This is a genomic window from Photobacterium piscicola (assembly GCF_046058925.1).
GTDB lineage: Bacteria > Pseudomonadota > Gammaproteobacteria > Enterobacterales > Vibrionaceae > Photobacterium > Photobacterium piscicola.
Genome location: NZ_CP175534.1, coordinates 2,692,623 through 2,712,317 on the forward strand (window position 1 = coordinate 2,692,623; position 19,695 = coordinate 2,712,317).

Below are 19,695 nucleotides of genomic sequence, written 5' to 3' on the forward strand. Positions count from 1 at the left end.
ATCCCCTTCCTTTTTTATAATAAATAGCCTTAAAAGTAACAATTATCATCAATAATGGTACATTTTATGTTATTTAGACAACAAAAAAGGCTTACCTCTAAACAGGCAAGCCTTATCTTGATATGCAATAATAGGTATTTAATACCGTATCATGACTAAATTATGCGTAAACGGGAAGACGCTTACAAATTTCAAGCACTTTCTCTTTAGTCGCTTCAATAACAGCAGCATCATTGATGTTATCTAAAACATCACACATCCAGCCTGCAAGTTGACGTGCATCATCGGCATCAAAACCACGACGAGTAATTGATGGTGTACCTACGCGAATGCCTGAAGTTACAAATGGGCTACGTGGATCATTGGGTACACTGTTTTTGTTAACAGTGATATTTGCAGCACCCAATGCTGCATCTGCTTCTTTACCAGTGATACCTTTATCAATTAAATCAACAAGGAATAAATGGTTTTCTGTACTACCAGAAACGATGTTATAACCGCGCTTAATAAATTCAGCTACCATTGCTTTAGCGTTCACAACCACATTTGCTTGGTAAACTTTAAACTCAGGTTCCATCGCTTCTTTAAAGGCCACCGCTTTCGCTGCGATAACATGCATTAACGGGCCGCCCTGACCACCTGGGAAAACAGCAGAGTTAAGCTTTTTGTAAAGATCTTCGCCTTCGTTTGACAAAATCAAACCACCACGAGGGCCAGCTAATGTTTTATGGGTTGTTGTAGTAACAACATGTGCATGAGGCACAGGGTTTGGATAAACACCGGCCGCAATTAAGCCCGCAACGTGTGCCATATCAACGAATAAGTAAGCGCCAATTTTATCAGCGATTTCACGCATTCTTGCCCAATCAACCACTTGCGAGTAAGCCGAGAAGCCACCAATGATCATTTTTGGTTTATGCTCTAACGCTAATGCTTCCATTTCTTGGTAGTCAATTTGACCATTTTCATCGATACCGTAAGGAATGATGTTGTATAACTTACCCGAGAAGTTTACAGGTGAGCCGTGCGTTAAGTGACCACCGTGTGCCAAACTCATGCCTAATACCGTATCACCCGCATTCAATAATGCCATGTAAACCGCATTATTGGCTTGAGAGCCAGAGTGTGGCTGAACGTTCGCGTATTCTGCACCAAATAGCTGACACGCACGGTCAATCGCAAGTTGCTCAGCTTTATCGACAAACTCACAACCACCGTAGTAACGCTTACCAGGATAACCTTCAGCATATTTATTTGTTAGCTGAGAACCTTGTGCTTCCATTACACGTGGGCTGGTGTAGTTTTCAGAAGCAATCAACTCGATGTGTTCTTCCTGACGGGCTGTTTCTTCCTGAATAGCTGCAAATAGTTCCGCATCATAATCAGCAATATTCATATCGCGCTTTAGCATCTGTATCTCCTGACTCGGCAAAGTTTTATACTATTTTTAGTGATAAACGAAAAGTCACAAACCTAGACGCCACGCGGGCGCAATCGTTTCCGTTTTCATTTCTTATCTGTAGTCTATATTACATAAATTGATCTAAATCAGAAAGTCCTAAATGTGGTTTTCTTTGTTGTAACAGTAATCAGTTACTAAATTGACGTCATGATTCAATGGTTATTTATTGACATAAAATACAGCCATAAAAAAGGAGCTGCACTGTGGCAACTCCTCTTGATGTTTCATCATGATTAACCATCACAAATTAAATAGCATCTTCATCTTCTTCGCCGGTACGAATACGTACCACACGCTCAATATCAAACATGAAGATTTTACCATCGCCAATTTTACCTGTTTGGGCTGTTTCTACGATGGTGTCGATACATTGCTCTGCAACTTCATCAGTCACTACAATTTCAATTTTCACTTTAGGTAAAAAATCAACCATGTATTCGGCACCACGATAAAGCTCAGTATGGCCTTTTTGACGACCAAATCCTTTGACTTCTGACACTGTCATGCCTGTGATACCCACTTCCGCTAACGCTTCGCGAACATCATCAAGTTTAAATGGCTTAATAATGGCTTCAATTTTTTTCATTATCATCATCCTTTGCTGAGCAGAAGATCGGGATCGTGATTACGAACACCGACTTGATTAAATTAAAGCTATTATCACAGATTCAATGCAGTAATTTAATACCATTTAATATTCTTTAATGTAATTAGTCTCCATTCGTCGCAAAAGTAGCGACACGGAGTACAGTAATACCAAGCCATTGATCACCATAATAACAATATCATGATGTTTAACCGGAAAAATATTAGGAATAAAAGGAATTAAACTCACTTGAAGAAATAACGTTGCAGCCGGAATGTAAAAATAAAGTGGTATAAACCCCCATTTCTTACCTCGAAATAATCCAATACAAGCAAGTATTCCTGAGATCAATACCAATATAGTGACACTCATCGGTACCATGCTAAGTAAATCAAAGCGTAAGGCTTGAATGATCATATCAAAATGTTGAATAAGACCAATAACAACTAACACTGCAAGTAATTTAGTTGCACCGATTAGACGGTAACTACTGGGAACATCCCATCCCATTGTTTCATCCTTGTAACGACGCCGTGGTCATTTTTACGTATTCGTTACGTTAATTATCCCAATGTTCTTTCCCGGTTAATGTGATCAATATCAACTTCATATTTAAATTTATAAGTGTCACAGTTACAGTATAAAAAAAGCTGCCAATAAATGACAGCTTCTATATGTTTAATGAATGTATCTATTAGCCTAGGTTAACCCGCGCATTACGGAACATTCGCATCCAAGGACTGTTTTCACTCCAATCATCTGGGTGCCAAGAGTTAGCCACGGTGCGGAATACTCGCTCTGGGTGCGGCATCATAATCGTGACTCGTCCATCTTGCGTGGTTAAACCTGTAATACCGTTTGGCGAACCATTAGGGTTAGCTGGGTAATTTTGAGTAACATTGCCGTAGTTATCAAGATAACGCAGCGCAATCGTGCCTGACTGCTCAATCGCCGCCAAATGCTCGCCATTACGTACTTCAACTCGACCTTCGCCATGTGAAACTGCGATTGGCATCCGTGAACCTGCCATTTCATTAAAGAACAATGAATCACTCTTTTGTACTTCAACTAAACTAAAGCGCGCTTCAAAACGTTCTGATTCGTTACGCACAAAACGCGGCCATAAATCAGCACCTGGAATCAGCTCGTGCAGATTAGACATCATCTGGCAACCATTACACACCCCTAATGCCAAAGTATCTGAACGAGTAAAGAATGCAGCAAATTGGTCACGGGCAATATTGTTAAATAACACTGATTTTGCCCAGCCTTCACCCGCGCCTAATACGTCACCGTAAGAGAAGCCACCACACGCCACTAAACCATTAAAGCCATCAAGTTGTACCTTACCGCTAAGAATATCACTCATGTGAACATCTTTCGCTTCAAAGCCTGCACGATCAAACGCAGCCGCCATTTCAACGTGAGAGTTAACACCTTGCTCACGTAGAATTGCCATCTGTGGTTTCGCACCAAAATTAATCGCTGGTGCAATAAATGGCGCTGCAACATCTTCATTAATATCAAATGTTAACTGAGTATGTAAGCCTGGATCTTGCGTATCTTTCTTGGCTTCAAATTCTTGTAATGCTCCGGCTGGATTATCACGCATCGCTTGCATTTGATACGTGGTTTCAGCCCAGATTGCACGTAATTCAGTGCGATTCTGTTCAAGAACTAAATCATTACCATTCCAAATACGGACTGTGTCTTCATCTATTACAGTACCAATAATATGGCTGCATGCTGCTAAACCATTTGCCGCTAATACCGCTTGTACGGCTTCAACATCATCACTACGCACTTGAATCACAGCACCTAGCTCTTCACTAAATAACGCTGCTAGCACATCATCACATGCATCCGTTGTAGTGGTATTAATATCAACTTCAATACCAGTGTGACCTGCAAATGCCATTTCAGCTAAAGTGACATATAAACCACCATCACCACGATCATGATAAGCCAATAGCTTCTCGTCACGCACTAAGGTTTGCATCGCATTAAAGAAGCCTTTTAATAATTCAGGGCTATCAACATCAGCGGCTTTATCACCTAACTGCTTATAAACTTGTGCTAAAGCGGTCGCACCAAGACGGTTTTGACCACAACCAAGATCCACCAGCAATAAGCTTGATGCGCCTTTATCAGTGCGTAATTGCGGTGTCACTGTTTTACGAACATCTTCAACGCGACCAAAAGCAGTGATCACTAATGACAATGGTGATGTGACTTCTTTTTCCTCACCATTTTGCTGCCACTTAGTTTTCATTGACATTGAATCTTTACCCACAGGAATCGTTAACCCTAATGCTGGGCATAACTCTTCACCAATGGCTTTTACTGCTTCATATAGACCAGCATCTTCACCGGGATGGCCTGCTGGTGACATCCAGTTAGCCGATAAGTTAATCCGCTTCATATCGCCGATATCAGTACCTGCAATATTAGTAATTGCTTCACCAACCGCTAAACGCGCAGAAGCACCAAAGTTAAGCAGCGCAACAGGCGTACGCTCGCCCATCGACATCGCTTCGCCGTGGTAACTATCATAGCTTGCCGCTGTTACTGCACAGTTAGCCACTGGCACCTGCCAAGGACCGACCATTTGATCACGTGCAACTAGGCCTGTCACACTACGATCACCAATGGTGATTAGAAACGTTTTTTCTGCGACGGCAGGCAGACGTAAAACACGTTGCGTTGCAGCTTCAATGGTGATCTCACTGCGATCAAGCGGCAGCCCAACTACTGTCAGCGTTTGTGCATCACGGTGCATCTTCGGCGCTTTACCCAATAAAATATCCATTGGCATATCAATCGGGGTGTTATCAAAATGACTATCTTCAAGGCTTAAATGACGCTCAGCTGTGGCTTCACCCACCACCGCATAAGGGGCACGCTCACGCTGACAAATAGCATCAAACGTAGCCATATTTTCAGGCGCAATTGCTAATACATAACGCTCTTGTGATTCATTACACCAAATCTCAAGTGGGCTCATGCCTGGTTCATCATTAGGCACATCACGTAATTGAAATTTACCACCACGCTCACCATCGTTAACTAATTCAGGTAAAGCGTTAGAAATACCACCCGCGCCTACATCGTGAATAAAAGCTATTGGGTTGTCATCGCCCATCTGCCAACAACCATCGATCACTTCCTGACAACGACGTTCCATTTCTGGGTTTTCACGCTGCACTGAAGCAAAATCTAAATCTTCTGCTGATTGTCCTGATGCCATTGATGACGCCGCACCACCACCAAGACCAATGTTCATTGCTGGGCCGCCAAGCACAATTAACTTGGCGCCAACAGGTATTTCTTTTTTCTGCACATGATCAGCACGAATATTACCCATGCCACCCGCAATCATAATTGGCTTATGATAACCACGGATTTCTTCACCAGCGTGAGAAGTGACTTTTTCTTCGTAAGTACGGAAATAACCCAGTAGATTAGGACGACCAAATTCGTTATTAAATGCCGCGCCACCCAGTGGGCCTTCTAACATGATATCAAGTGCTGTCACGATACGATCTGGTTTACCAAAATCGGTTTCCCACGGCTGTTCAAAACCAGGCACACGCAAGTTTGATACAGTAAAACCAACTAAACCCGCTTTGGGTTTGCCGCCAATACCGGTTGCGCCCTCATCACGAATTTCACCGCCAGAGCCTGTTGCTGCACCCGGCCACGGTGAAATTGCTGTTGGGTGATTATGGGTTTCAACTTTCATCAAAATATGGGTATCTTCTTGATGATAAGTATATTGACGTGATTGTGGATCAGGGAAAAAACGCCCAACGTGAGACCCTTCCATAACCGCAGCATTGTCTTTATAAGCAGACAACACGTGCTCATGGTTATGCTCATAGGTGTTTTTGATCATTTTAAATAATGATTTTGGTTGATCGACACCATCAATCGTCCAATCGGCATTAAAGATCTTATGACGGCAATGCTCTGAGTTCGCCTGAGCAAACATCATTAATTCAATGTCATTGGGATTACGCTCAAGCTTGGTAAAATTTTCAACCAAGTAATCAATTTCATCTTCAGCCAATGCAAGGCCTAAGGTGAGATTCGCTTGCTCTAATGCTTGACGGCCACCCGTTAGAATATCAACACTTTTCACTGCTGCCGGTTGTGCTTGTATAAATAATGCGCCCGCGGCTTCAACATTATCGGTCACCACTTCCATCATCCGATCATGAAGTAGCGCTTTTAAGTCATCCAATTGTGCTGCAGTAAGTGGTAATGATGATTCAACATAATATGCTGTACCACGCTCAAGACGTTTAATCGTTGTTAAACCACAATTACGTGCAATATCGGTCGATTTTGAAGACCAAGGAGAAATCGTGCCAGGACGAGGAGTAACAAGTAGCAATAAACCTTTAGGCTCGTGCTCTGCAATCGTTGGACCGTATGTGAGTAGACGGGTAAGTTTAGCTTGTTCATCAGCGGTTAGCGTTGTCACCACATCAGCAAAATGGGCAAACTCAGCATAGATATGAGTAATTGGCAGATCTAACTCATGACAACGCTCAAGTAACTTATTAACGCGAAACTCAGACAAAGCGGGTGAACCACGCAAAATTTCCATGTGCAAAGGTCTCTCGATTAGCAGATTAAAAAAAGTGATATTGAGGTAAATTTCAAACCGTAGAAACTTATCTCAATAGCACCTAGTACAAGACTATTCACTGCTTAACTATCACAACGTTATTCACGAGTGCCTAGTATAAGGGAAAAAAATTTGTGACGTAACACCTGACGCAACCGTTTGCGTGTTTTTTTTTCAATCTTAATCAAAATATCAAAAAAACACTATTCCATCTTATTTTTGGGTCATTTTTTAACCGTGAAATAGGATAATGTCCCTTAATCCATTCCGATCTCTAAATTATGATCATTAACTGAACAGTTCAACTTTGCGCAATTAACAGGGTTTGATATAAAGAACATTAATGTTCAGATTAGGTCCGCTTAGTTGATAAATATTCAGTTGTTCACTCTACTTCGTCGTTTTATAAGTCTGCTGTTACTTGCGATATTAACCAATGGCTGTCAATGGCAAGAGAACACGCCCACCAGCCTTGAGAAAATTCAAGATAGTGGTGTATTACGAGTAGGAACGTTAAATAATCAACTGTCTTATTATATCGGCGCAGAAGGTCCAACCGGGCTAGATTATGAACTGGCACAGACCTTTGCTAAAAAGCTCGGGGTTAAACTTGAGATCACAGCGATGTTTACCCTCTCTGAATTATTTCCCGCATTAGAACGCGGCGATATTGATATTATTGCCGCAGGGCTTACAGTGACGCCCGATCGTCTTCAAGGCTATCATCCCGCACCAGCGTATTATTACGCTAGCCAAATCGTGGTGTATAAAAAAGGCCAACGTCGACCGCGTAATCTTGATGAATTAGCTCAAAATAATAAACGCTTAGCTGTTGTCAAAGGCTCAAGTCATGAACAAAAATTAAAGCTTATTCGTACCACTCACCCAACCTTGAAATGGCAATCAATTCCAGAATCAGACATTAACGATCTATTAATTAAAGTCGCGACAGGTGAACTTGATTATACCGTTGCCGATTCTGTTGACGTGGCGTTATTGCAACGTATTCATCCTGATATTGCTATCGCTCTTGAACTGACACAAGACGAGCCAGTAAGCTGGTTTGTAAAACAAAGTGGTAACGACAGTTTGTATGCATTAATGATTGAATTTTTTGGACAGATGAAGAAAAACGGCACCATGACGCTGCTGGAAGAGAAATATTTCGGTCATATCGATCAATTTGATTATGTTGATACTCGTGCTTTTTTACGCGCAGTTAATACCACCTTACCCCAGTGGGAAGCCTTATTTAAACAATATGCTAATGGCTTTGATTGGCGTTTATTAGCCGCGCTTTCTTATCAAGAATCACATTGGGATCCACAGGCAATATCACCAACGGGTGTCCGTGGCATGATGATGCTCACCTTACCGACGGCAGAATCAGTAGGGGTCACTAACCGTTTAGATCCTGAACAAAGCATTCGTGGCGGCAGTGAGTACCTGCGAAAGATGATCGCCCGCGTCCCTGACAGTGTCGAAGAACATGAAAAAGTCTGGTTTGCGCTCGCTTCTTATAATGTTGGCTTTGGACATTTAATGGACGCTCGTCGACTCACCAAAGCACAAGGAGGAAATCCTGATACTTGGGTCGATGTTAAGCAACGCTTACCATTATTAGGTCAACGTAAATATTATATTCAATCACGTTATGGTTATGCACGTGGCAATGAAGCACTGAATTATGTTGAAGGGATTCGACGTTACTACCAAAGTATTATTGGTTATGAACGGGCTCATAGTCGTCAATTTGAAAGTGATAATTTAAAAATTGTTGATGGCCTACAAACGATTACACCAACGCCATCACCACCATCTATCATCGTTGAGTAATCATGCACTCTTCTGAATCAGAGATAGTGATTTAATCGTATTTATCGACGTCGATTTAGAATAATCGACTCATTTTTTACACAATGAGAGTTTGATCAACGTTTGATGATGAACCTATAAAGATCACTATCAAAAGATGCATTGTTATGCATAATAAATACATTGTATCAACAATGACATTATTAACGGCGTCAGCGATATCTTATTTGCTGAAGAATGCTTTGACCGTTATGTCAACGCTATGGATGGAACCATGAAAGTTATCAAATTAAGATCAAAAACACCGCGCATTGCTAAACACCTCACAACCGCAGCAACACGTCGCAAACGTCTAAGTAGTAATATCCGTAAAAAAATTCTATGGCGTCAGCGCAGTTGTATTCTGACGGCAACGGCAGAACATAGCAGCCCAAGCTATTAGCTAATAAGCTTGGAATCATTTATCTAATAATAAATCACCACCAAGCTTATTCGATTTAACTGAACTCAATCATCATGTTGCTGTTGCCTTGCTAATAATTTAGCCGCTTTTTTCTCGGCACGACGGCGCTTAAAAAAAGCTTGTAACTGCGCTCGGCATTCCGTTGCTAATACATCACCCTGAAATAGCACATGATGATTAACACCTTCATAACTAAGCAAATTCATAACACTGCCCGCCGCTCCAGTTTTAGCATCATGAGCACCAAACACCACTTTTCCAACACGACTATGAACAATAGCCCCAGCGCACATCGGACACGGCTCTAAAGTGACATACAATGTCGTATCAATAAGACGGTAGTTTTGTAGCATTTGTCCTGCTTGACGTAATGCCATCATTTCAGCATGGGCGGTCGCATCATGATGACCAATAGAGCGATTCCAGCCTTCGCCAATGATCACGCCATCATGTACCACTACCGCACCAACAGGCACTTCGCCTTCAGCTTCAGCTAGAGCGGCTAATTCCATTGCACGACGCATAAAAACATCGTCTGTTACTGCTGAATCCTCAGCATCTAATTCTTTATTTAACATCCGTATAAGTACTTACAAATCATAATGGCTAATGTGAGGTAATTGCTCTGCAAGGTAATCCACCAACATTCTCACTTTAGGTGATAAATGACGGTTATGCGGGTAAAGCGCCCAAATGCCTTCATCAGGCTCTTGGTAATTCGTTAAAATAGGAACAATAGCCCCTGATTCTAAATCCTTATCTATATAATAGTCAGGTAATTGCGCTAAGCCGATCCCTTTAATCACCGCATCACGTAAACCATAACCACTATTACAATTAAGGGTACCGCTAACACGAATACTTTTTTCTTTACCTGATTCTTGGAAGCGCCAGTGATCGTAGTTACCAATCAAGCAATTATGCTGACGTAATTCAGATAATGAATGTGGAATACCAAATTTCTGTAAATAAGCGGGTGAAGCACAAACATACATGGTGCGGCTGGTTAAACGCTTCGCCATCATTGATGAGCTGGTCAAACGCCCTAAACGAATTGCGAGATCAAAACTGCCTTCCACTAAATCAACTTGACGGTTAGTTAAATCAATCGTTACTTCCACTTCAGGGTATTGCAGCATAAAATCATTAACCAACGGCATAATGTATTTTTCGCCATAAGTCACCGGTGCAGTTAATTTGATCAACCCTTGTGGCTTACCGCGTAAATTACTGATTGCACGCTCAGCATCTTCAAGGCCGTCTAATACTTGACGACAATGTTGATAATAAACATTGCCTTCTTCCGTTAATGAAACCTTACGTGTAGTACGGTAGAATAGCTTGGTATTAAGTCGGTTCTCTAACGCACTGACTTGGCGACTCACTTGCGCAGTCGAAATACCTAATCGTTTTGATGCTGCAGTAAAACTTTCCGTTTCCGCGACAGCAACAAACTCGGTCACCCCTTCCCATAGAAACATTTTAAATACCTATTACTAACATGAACGATCGCAAAAATGACGATTACGCTGCTTATTATTACACACGTGTAAAAGTAATTTGCACTTTTAGGTAATTATCATTATTCAAGAAACAAATACAATAGCTAGCATCGAAACGGAGCAATAAAATAATTATTTTTCCTTTTCACCCAATTTTCATCTACTTTTGACGAAGTAGAAATAAATACAACTAGAGTGAAGATTATGACTGACAAATTTATCAAATCAAAAGCGGCTATCGCATGGGGGCCAAAACAGCCTCTTTCTGTTGAAGAAATTGATGTAATGTTACCCCGTGCTGGCGAAGTATTAGTTCGCATCGTTGCAACTGGCGTATGTCACACTGATGCATTCACATTATCTGGCGACGATCCAGAAGGTATCTTCCCTGCGATCCTTGGTCACGAAGGTGGCGGTATCGTTGAAATGATCGGTGAAGGCGTAACAAGTGTTGAAGTTGGCGATCACGTTATCCCTCTTTACACTGCTGAGTGTGGCAAATGTAAATACTGCCTATCTGGTAAAACTAACCTTTGTCAGGCTGTACGTGAAACCCAAGGTAAAGGCTTAATGCCAGACGGCACCACGCGTTTCTACAAAGACGGTCAGCCTATCTTCCATTACATGGGTTGCTCTACTTTCTCTGAGTACACTGTACTTCCAGAAATCTCTTTAGCTAAAATCAGCAAAGAAGCACCACTGGAAGAAGTCTGTCTTCTTGGTTGTGGCGTAACTACCGGTATGGGCGCAGTACTTAACACGGCTAAAGTTAAAGAAGGCGACACTATCGCTGTGTTTGGTCTTGGTGGTATCGGTCTTGCAGCTATCATCGGTGGTACTATGGCTAAAGCTAGCCGTATTATTGCAATTGATATCAATGAAAGTAAGTTCGATCTAGCAATGAAACTAGGTGCAACTGAATGTATTAACCCAATGAAATTCGACAAGCCAATTCAAGAAGTGATTGTTGAATTGACTGACGGCGGTGTTGATTACTCTTTTGAGTGTATCGGTAACGTCAACGTGATGCGCTCAGCGCTTGAGTGTTGTCACAAAGGTTGGGGCGAATCAGTGATCATCGGTGTTGCTGGTGCAGGTCAAGAGATCTCTACCCGTCCATTCCAACTAGTGACTGGTCGTGTATGGCGTGGTTCTGCATTTGGTGGCGTTAAAGGCCGTTCAGAGCTTCCAGGTATCGTTGACCGTTACATGGCGGGTGAATTCAAACTTGATGATTTCATCTCATTTAACATGGGCCTAGACGACATCAACAAGTCATTTGACCTACTACATGAAGGTAAGAGTATCCGTACGGTTATTCACTTCGATAAGTAAGCTTTTTATACCTCAGCATTACTATAATAACGCCATAAAAAATGCGCAGAGTCCCTACACTCTGCGCAGCTTTAACAAGAGACCAAATCCAATGCCTTTAGAAAATATTAGCTGTAACAAAAGTGCTGGCGGCTGGCATAAGCAATATACTCACCGCTCAGAAGTTCTTAATTGTGATATGCGTTTTGCTATTTACCTGCCACCGCAATGTGCCGCAGGGCAAAAAGTACCGGTTATTTACTGGTTATCAGGCCTAACATGTACTGATGAAAACTTTATGCAAAAAGCAGGTGCACAACGCATGGCGGCAGAATTAGGCGTTGCGATTGTAGCCCCTGATACTAGCCCACGTGGCGAAGGCGTTGCCGACGATCCACAAGGTGCTTATGATTTTGGTCTAGGTGCTGGTTTCTATGTTAATGCCACAGAAGCGCCGTGGAATCGTCATTACCATATGTATGATTACATCGTAAATGAACTGCCAACATTGATTGAAGCACACTTCCCTGTCACTGAGCAGCGTGCAATCAGTGGTCACTCAATGGGTGGACATGGTGCACTCATGATCGCCTTGCGTAATCCGAAGCGTTATAGCTCTGCATCTGCATTTAGCCCTATCGTTAATCCAATGAATTGCGCTTGGGGCCAAAAAGCATTTACCGGTTACTTGGGAACAAATACTCAAAACTGGAAGCAATATGATGCAAGTGAATTGATGCGTATTGCTGAGATCAAATTACCAATGTTAGTTGATCAAGGTACGCACGATAACTTCTACAATGACGGTCAACTTCGAACTGAAACCCTGATTGCGGCAGCAGAAACCAATAGCTACCCAGTTGAAGTTCGTATGCAAGATGGTTATGACCACAGCTACTACTTTATGGCGTCATTTATTGATGAGCATCTGCGTTTCCACGTTGAAAACTTCAATAAATAACCGCTAACTTTATTAAACTCCTTTTTTGCAGACAGGGTTTAATAAGACACAAAAAAGCCTCGGCCAGTCTAAGTCTAACTGTTCGAGGCTTTTTATTGTTTGACGATAACGCTGTATTAACACTAGCTATATTAAAGCTAATTACCGTTATTACAGTCTATTAATTACATGCTGTAAGTGTAAGGCGCTTGAACACCTAGAGGAATACCTAGCGTCCAGAATACTAACAAGAAGATAGTCCAACCAATTAGCATTGCAATTGAGTACGGCATCATCATTGACGCTAATGTACCAATACCTGAGCTCTTAACATAACGCTGCATGTAAACAACCACTAATGGGAAGAACACCATCATTGGCGAAATAATATTAGATACAGAGTCGCCAACACGGTAGGCCGCTTGGGTTAATTCAGGCGAGATACCTACGGCCATTAACATTGGTACCATGATAGGACCAATCAATGCCCACTTAGCAGACGCAGAACCCACTAACAAGTTAACACTTGCTGTTAGTAGAATCATACCAATGATAGTTACTTGTCCAGGAAGGTTCATTTGTTGCAATAACTGTGCACCAGAAAGTGCTAATAATGTACCTAGGTTTGACTGGGTAAACGCAACTAAGAACTGAGCAATAAAGAACACCATTACCATAAAGCCAGCCATGCCCGCCATTGTGGTCGACATTGCTTTAATTACATCACCGCTTTGCTTAAATGTGCCCGCAACTTTACCGTAAATAATACCCGGAATAACAAACAGAATAAAAATCAACGGTACGATAGATTGCATTACTGGCGCATTAAAGGCTGCCACTTCACCGGATGGTGAACGCAATGGTGATGTTTCAGGCCATACAGCAGCAACTAATAGCACAATACCAACGACCATTGTCCAGCCAGCGTATGAGAATGCTTTGCTTTCTAATGGTGTAAAAGAGCCCATATCTGGTGCTTCTTCTGCATCAGTATCAATTGCTGTTTTTTGTAAACGAGGCTCAATCACTTTATCAGTGATATACCAGCCAATACCCACAATAACAAATGATGATAAACCAGTGAACATTAGGTTTGCTAACGGGTTAACAATGTAAGTTGGGTCCATGATGCGCGCTGCTTCTTGGGTGAAGCCCGCTAATAATGGGTCGATACCAGAAGGAATAAAGTTAGCAGAGAAACCACCAGAAACACCCGCAAACGCAGCCGCAATACCGGCTAGAGGGTGACGACCCGCAGCGTGGAAGATAATACCACCAAGAGGAATAACCAACACATAACCGGCATCAGCCGCAGTGTGCGATACAATTGCCACTAAAATCAGCATCGGCGTTAATAGCTTAGCTGGCGTGACATTTAGCATTTTTTTCAGACCGGTATTGATAAAGCCAGACGCTTCAGCAACACCAACACCTAACATAGCAACCAAAACAATACCTAGTGGCGCAAAACCGGTGAAGTTTTTCACCATATTAGCCAAGAAGCTTGCCATGGCATCGCCCGTTAGCAAGTTATTCACTTGTACCACATCTTTAGTAACTGGGTGCACAAGACCGAAATCAAACTGTGATAAAACAGCCGAAAGAATCCAAACGGTGACTAAGCCCCAAAAGAACAGTAAAGCGGGATCAGGAATTTTATTACCTGCGCGCTCAATACCATTTAAAAACTTGTCCATCGCACTCGTCGATGGAGGTGGTGCTTGCTTTAGTGTTTTTTCGTTCATGGTAATGCCATGTCCTTATGCTGGTTATGTTTGCTGTTTGGATCTACTTACATGTAGTCGATCTCATTGTGTTTTTCGCCCAAATAAATTCTGAATATTCGCTGAACGATTGTAATGAAATTACCACAACAAACAGTGTTATAGACCTATTTATAACACTCATATACCACAACATATTGTAACCAATCATTAATACGAAACTTACTAAAAACAATAAAAAAACATATCTGCAACATTTATGGAAATTTACGATTTATCTTCCCCTTACCTACCCCCTTATTAGGGCTACTCTCCTTTTGCTGATACACAAAAATAAACAACCACTGTTAGCTTTTGCCCTTCAATCGCCTTAAATTACAACAATAAAAAAAGCACCCGTAGGTGCTTTTTATTATTCAATTCGTGCTAATAAGCCCGTAATTATTCCCACTCAATCGTGGCTGGTGGCTTACCAGAAATATCGTAAACAACACGTGAGATGCCATTAACTTCATTGATGATACGGTTTGATACTTTACCTAAGAAATCGTAAGGTAAGTGGGCCCAATGCGCGGTCATAAAGTCGATAGTTTCTACCGCACGTAGCGATACAACCCAATCATACTTACGGCCATCGCCCATCACGCCTACAGAGCGTACAGGTAAGAACACAGTAAATGCTTGTGATACTTTATTGTAAAGATCAGCGTTATGTAGCTCTTCAATAAAGATTGCATCAGCACGACGTAGTAAGTCACAGTACTCTTTCTTCACTTCACCTAATACACGTACACCTAAACCAGGTCCTGGGAATGGGTGGCGATATAGCATGTTATAAGGTAAGCCAAGCTCTAGACCGATCTTACGTACTTCATCTTTAAATAATTCACGTAATGGTTCAACCAAGCCCATTTCCATATCATCAGGCAAACCGCCAACGTTATGGTGTGATTTAATCACATGTGCTTTACCCGTTTTAGACGCTGCAGATTCGATAACATCAGGGTAGATAGTACCTTGTGCTAACCACTTAGCATTTTTTAGTTTCTTTGATTCTTCATCAAAGATATCAACAAACACGTGGCCGATGATCTTACGTTTTGCTTCTGGTTCATCAACACCCGCTAATGCATTTAAGAAACGATCTTCTGCTTTAACGTGAATAATGTTTAGGCCAAATTTATCACCAAACATATCCATTACTTGCTGACCTTCGTTAAGACGAAGTAAACCATTATCAACAAATACACATGTTAGCTTATCGCCAATTGCACGGTGAATAAGCATCGCAACCACTGATGAATCAACACCACCAGAAAGACCAAGGATAACTTCATCGTCACCCACTTGTTCTTTGATTCGTGCAATCGCATCTTCAATAATATTGGCTGAAGTCCATAGCTTTTCACAGCCACACACATTCATTACAAAGTTTTCAATTAACTTCATGCCTTGACGGGTATGCGTTACTTCAGGGTGAAATTGCACTCCGTAGAAACGCTTATCTTCATTTGCCATTGCAGCAAATGGACAGGTATCTGTTTCAGCGACTTTAATGAAATCCGCTGGAATTTCGACAACTTTGTCACCGTGGCTCATCCATACATCAAGTAATGGTGTACCATCCGCAGCAACAGCATCTTGAATATCTTTTAAGAAAGCAGTCTGCTCAACAATTTTAACTTGCGCATAACCAAATTCACGCTCATCAGAACCGGCAACTTTACCACCCAGTTGTTCTGCCATGGTCTGCATGCCGTAACATACACCAAACACCGGAACACCCGCTTCAAATACATACTGTGGTGCGCGAGGAGAACCCGCTTCAGTTACGCTTTCAGGACCACCAGAAAGAATAATACCGTTTGGATTGAAATCACGGATATCAGCTTCATCAACATCCCAGCTCCAAAGTTCACAGTAAACGCCGATTTCACGGATACGACGGGCAATTAACTGAGTGTATTGCGAACCAAAATCCAAAATAAGAATACGTTGGTCATGAATATTTGCGGTAGTGGTCATTATAGAGCTATCTCAAAAATTGAATGTATTGGGGGCTATATTTAGCCCCGATTTTATCTAACTTCACAACTTAGGCAATCGTTTTCGTTCAATGAAGACTGACTGCTTAATAATTAAGCCATACGGTAGTTAGGAGCTTCTTTTGTAATCGTCACATCATGTACGTGTGATTCTTTCATGCCGGCACCTGAAATACGTACAAATTCAGCTTTAGTGCGTAAATCTTCAATTGTTGCAGAGCCAGTTAAGCCCATGCTTGAACGTAAACCACCCATTTGTTGATGCACAATTTCCTTCATCAAACCTTTGTAAGCCACACGACCTTCAATACCTTCTGGTACAAGTTTGTCAGCTGCGTTATCTGATTGGAAGTAACGGTCAGAAGAGCCCTTTGACATTGCGCCTAGTGAACCCATACCACGGTATGATTTGTATGAACGGCCTTGGTACAGTTCAACTTCACCTGGTGCTTCTTCAGTACCCGCGAACATTGAGCCAACCATTACACATGACGCACCCGCAGCGATGGCTTTACATAAATCACCAGAGTAACGAATACCGCCATCCGCAATAACTGGAATACCGTATTGATCAGCCACTGATGCAGCTTCTGAAATCGCAGTAATTTGTGGAACACCCACACCAGTCACTATACGAGTAGTACAGATTGAACCAGGGCCGATGCCCACTTTAACCGCACTTACACCTGCATCAATCAGTGCGCGAGCACCTTCAGCAGTTGCAACGTTACCACCCACAATAGGCAAGTTCGGGAAAGCTGCACGTGTTTCACGAATACGTTGTAAAACGCCTTCTGAGTGACCGTGAGATGAATCGATAAGTAATACGTCAACGCCAGCTTCAACTAATGCAGCAACACGTTCTTCATTACCCGCACCAGCACCAACAGCAGCACCAACACGTAAACTACCGCGCGCATCTTTACATGCATTAGGTTTACGTTCTGCTTTTTGGAAGTCTTTCGCTGTAATCATGCCTTTTAGGCGGAAGTTATCATCAACAAGCAGCACTTTTTCAACACGATACTTTTGCATGATAGCTTCAACTTCTTCACGAGATGCACCTTCTTTAGCAGAGGCTAGCTTCTCTTTTGAAGTCATTACTTCTTCAACTTTAATTGAAAGGTCGGTAACAAAACGAACGTCACGACCAGTAATAATACCGATCAATTCGTTGTTATCTGTAACCACAGGGTAACCTGCGAAACCATTTTCTTCCGTTAAACGCTTAACATCTGCAATAGTGTTATTTGGTTTAACGGTAACAGGCTCTGCAACAACGCCAGCTTCGAACTTTTTCACCATGCGAACTTCAGCCGCTTGTTGTTCGATTGACATATTCTTGTGGATAAAACCAATACCACCCTCTTGAGCGAGAGCAATAGCTAGGCGACCTTCAGTCACTGTGTCCATAGATGCTGATAGCATAGGAATGTTAAGAGCAATCTCTTTCGTGAGACGGGTGCGCAGATCGGCAGTGTTAGGTAGGACTGTAGAATGAGCAGGAACTAATAATACATCATCAAACGTCAACGCTTCTTTTTTAATTCGTAACATGCAATATCTCACACCAATTTAAAGGTTTACAAAGAAGATTAAAATATTGCGAACGGATTATACGTATGAAGCAATCGTTTGGCTAGTTTTATTTTTTATTTTTTAATTGACAAAAAACATTTGCTGTGTAGTATATTTCGGTTAACTATCCGGTGATGCGGTCGACGAAATACGGCCAAGATCTGTCCATTGATCTGCCTAGGCGTTTTTCGTTCTATTTGATAGTTTTCTGACCGCCTGCCGCCATTCATTCGTTAGCAGGTGCTTCCTTCGTGACTCTATTCGCTTCTCAAAGCCAATCCAACGATCGTATCTACACCGTTTCTAGTCTCAATGCGCAAGTCCGTCTAATCCTTGAAAATGAAATGGGGATAGTATGGCTCGTCGGTGAATTGTCGAATTTTTCAATGCCGGTTTCTGGCCATTGGTATTTCACCCTTAAAGATTCTCGTGCCCAAGTTAAATGTGCGATGTTCAAAGGTAATAATCGCCATGTCACCTTTAAGCCTGGCAATGGTAATCAAGTATTAGTTAAAGCGCGCCTATCCATTTATGAGCCTCGTGGTGACTATCAGTTGATTATTGAAAGTATGCAGCCTGAAGGTGATGGCCGTTTACAACAGCAATTTGAACAACTCAAAATGAGCCTTGCTGCTGAAGGTTTATTTGCTCAATCATTAAAAAAACCATTGCCACAACAACCACAACGTGTCGGTGTTATTACCTCTAAAACAGGTGCGGCTCTTCACGATATTCTGCACGTATTAAAACGTCGAGATCCAAGCTTAGCTGTGGTTATTTATCCAACTATGGTGCAAGGTGATGGCGCAGCCATATCAATAGCTCAAGCGATTGGGCGAGCAAATTCACGCCAAGAATGTGATATTTTAATTGTTGGCCGTGGGGGGGGTTCATTAGAAGATTTATGGGCATTTAATGAAGAAATTGTTGCACGAACAATTGCAGCAAGTCAGATTCCGATCGTCAGTGCCGTTGGTCATGAAGTCGATGTCACTATTGCTGATTTTGTCGCAGATATGCGTGCACCTACCCCCTCAGCTGCGGCAGAATTAATCAGTCGTGATAGCTCTGCACAAACCGATAAAATTGCTCAGAAACAACAACAACTACGCCATGCGATTCAGTTTTATGTTGCAGATAAAAAGCAGCATGTAAATCAATTAAAACATCGTTTAGATCGCCAACATCCACAACTACGTTTAAACCAACAACAACAGCATTTAGATGAGATCAGCCGTAGACTTCAGCAGATAATGCTGAAAAAAATACAAATACAGCAACAACGTATTACTCAGAACCAATATAAATTATCACTTTATTCACCGCAGCAACAACTGCAGCATCACACCACAACACTCGTTAACACTAAGCGACGTTTACTGGATGCGATGGATAGACAATTATTAAATGCTAATCATAAATTAGTCTTAGCAGCAGAAAAATTAGATACGGTCAGTCCACTGGCAACGCTTAGCCGTGGTTATTCAATTACACGTGATGATAAAGGGGAGCTTATTCGTCGCTGTGATCAGGTTAAAGCAGGGGATCAACTGATTACGACGGTTACAGACGGTAAAATCCATACCACCGTTAATAGTCATTAATTCTCGCCCCCATCACTCTTCAATGCCGC

At 41.9% G+C, this 19,695-nt stretch carries 14 protein-coding genes; 5 read left to right on the forward strand and 9 right to left on the reverse strand.

The window, feature by feature from the left end:
• Positions 1-160 precede the first annotated feature (160 nt).
• The 4 genes from glyA to purL form a co-directional block, all read right to left on the reverse strand.
• Positions 161-1,411, reverse strand: a complete 1,251-nt coding sequence (gene glyA / locus ACJZU6_RS12790) for a serine hydroxymethyltransferase (protein ID WP_080157159.1) — start codon at positions 1,409-1,411, stop codon at positions 161-163.
• Between the two features lie 298 nt (positions 1,412-1,709).
• On the reverse strand, positions 1,710-2,048 hold the full coding sequence (gene glnB / locus ACJZU6_RS12795; RefSeq protein ID WP_006646656.1) for a nitrogen regulatory protein P-II: 339 nt from the start codon (positions 2,046-2,048) through the stop codon (positions 1,710-1,712).
• Between the two features lie 105 nt (positions 2,049-2,153).
• Complete coding sequence (locus ACJZU6_RS12800; RefSeq protein ID WP_080157161.1) at positions 2,154-2,558, reverse strand: hypothetical protein; 405 nt, start codon at positions 2,556-2,558, stop codon at positions 2,154-2,156.
• Positions 2,559-2,742: 184 nt separating this feature from the next.
• Entirely contained in the window at positions 2,743-6,660 is a 3,918-nt protein-coding gene (gene purL, locus ACJZU6_RS12805; RefSeq protein ID WP_408900383.1) for a phosphoribosylformylglycinamidine synthase, read from the reverse strand.
• 390 nt (positions 6,661-7,050) lie between these two features.
• Here purL and mltF point away from each other — a divergent pair, with 390 nt between their 5' ends.
• Both mltF and ACJZU6_RS12815 read left to right on the forward strand, forming a co-directional pair.
• A complete protein-coding gene (mltF, locus tag ACJZU6_RS12810; protein WP_408900950.1) occupies positions 7,051-8,517 on the forward strand; it encodes a membrane-bound lytic murein transglycosylase MltF in 1,467 nt (488 codons plus the stop codon).
• A gap of 253 nt (positions 8,518-8,770) precedes the next feature.
• Positions 8,771-8,938 (forward strand): hypothetical protein, encoded by a 168-nt coding sequence (locus ACJZU6_RS12815; RefSeq protein WP_162841599.1) that lies wholly within the window; start codon positions 8,771-8,773, stop codon positions 8,936-8,938.
• Positions 8,939-9,003: 65 nt separating this feature from the next.
• Here the strand turns inward: ACJZU6_RS12815 and tadA are convergent, their stop codons facing one another.
• Positions 9,004-9,537 carry a tRNA adenosine(34) deaminase TadA gene (gene tadA, locus ACJZU6_RS12820; protein WP_080157165.1) on the reverse strand — a complete coding sequence of 178 codons (534 nt, stop codon included), beginning with the start codon at positions 9,535-9,537 and terminating at the stop codon, positions 9,004-9,006.
• Positions 9,538-9,549: 12 nt separating this feature from the next.
• Complete coding sequence (locus ACJZU6_RS12825) at positions 9,550-10,440, reverse strand: LysR substrate-binding domain-containing protein (protein WP_045037555.1); 891 nt, start codon at positions 10,438-10,440, stop codon at positions 9,550-9,552.
• Positions 10,441-10,665: 225 nt separating this feature from the next.
• On the opposite strand from ACJZU6_RS12825, the gene ACJZU6_RS12830 reads away from it, so the two are divergent.
• Complete coding sequence (locus tag ACJZU6_RS12830; protein WP_107275697.1) at positions 10,666-11,796, forward strand: S-(hydroxymethyl)glutathione dehydrogenase/class III alcohol dehydrogenase; 1,131 nt, start codon at positions 10,666-10,668, stop codon at positions 11,794-11,796.
• A 91-nt stretch (positions 11,797-11,887) separates the two neighbouring features.
• The gene (fghA, locus tag ACJZU6_RS12835; protein ID WP_080158896.1) at positions 11,888-12,736 is read left to right on the forward strand and encodes an S-formylglutathione hydrolase; all 849 of its coding nucleotides are present in this window, start codon (positions 11,888-11,890) and stop codon (positions 12,734-12,736) included.
• Between the two features lie 164 nt (positions 12,737-12,900).
• On the opposite strand, the gene ACJZU6_RS12840 is transcribed toward fghA, so the two are convergent.
• The 3 genes from ACJZU6_RS12840 to guaB form a co-directional block, all read right to left on the reverse strand.
• Positions 12,901-14,460 carry an AbgT family transporter gene (locus tag ACJZU6_RS12840; protein ID WP_080158897.1) on the reverse strand — a complete coding sequence of 520 codons (1,560 nt, stop codon included), beginning with the start codon at positions 14,458-14,460 and terminating at the stop codon, positions 12,901-12,903.
• Between the two features lie 420 nt (positions 14,461-14,880).
• On the reverse strand, positions 14,881-16,464 hold the full coding sequence (gene guaA, locus ACJZU6_RS12845; protein ID WP_327773117.1) for a glutamine-hydrolyzing GMP synthase: 1,584 nt from the start codon (positions 16,462-16,464) through the stop codon (positions 14,881-14,883).
• Between the two features lie 113 nt (positions 16,465-16,577).
• The gene (gene guaB, locus ACJZU6_RS12850) at positions 16,578-18,041 is read right to left on the reverse strand and encodes an IMP dehydrogenase (protein WP_080158899.1); all 1,464 of its coding nucleotides are present in this window, start codon (positions 18,039-18,041) and stop codon (positions 16,578-16,580) included.
• Positions 18,042-18,313: 272 nt separating this feature from the next.
• On the opposite strand from guaB, the gene xseA reads away from it, so the two are divergent.
• Positions 18,314-19,666, forward strand: a complete 1,353-nt coding sequence (xseA, locus tag ACJZU6_RS12855) for an exodeoxyribonuclease VII large subunit (protein ID WP_297480446.1) — start codon at positions 18,314-18,316, stop codon at positions 19,664-19,666.
• Positions 19,667-19,695: the final 29 nt, after the last annotated feature.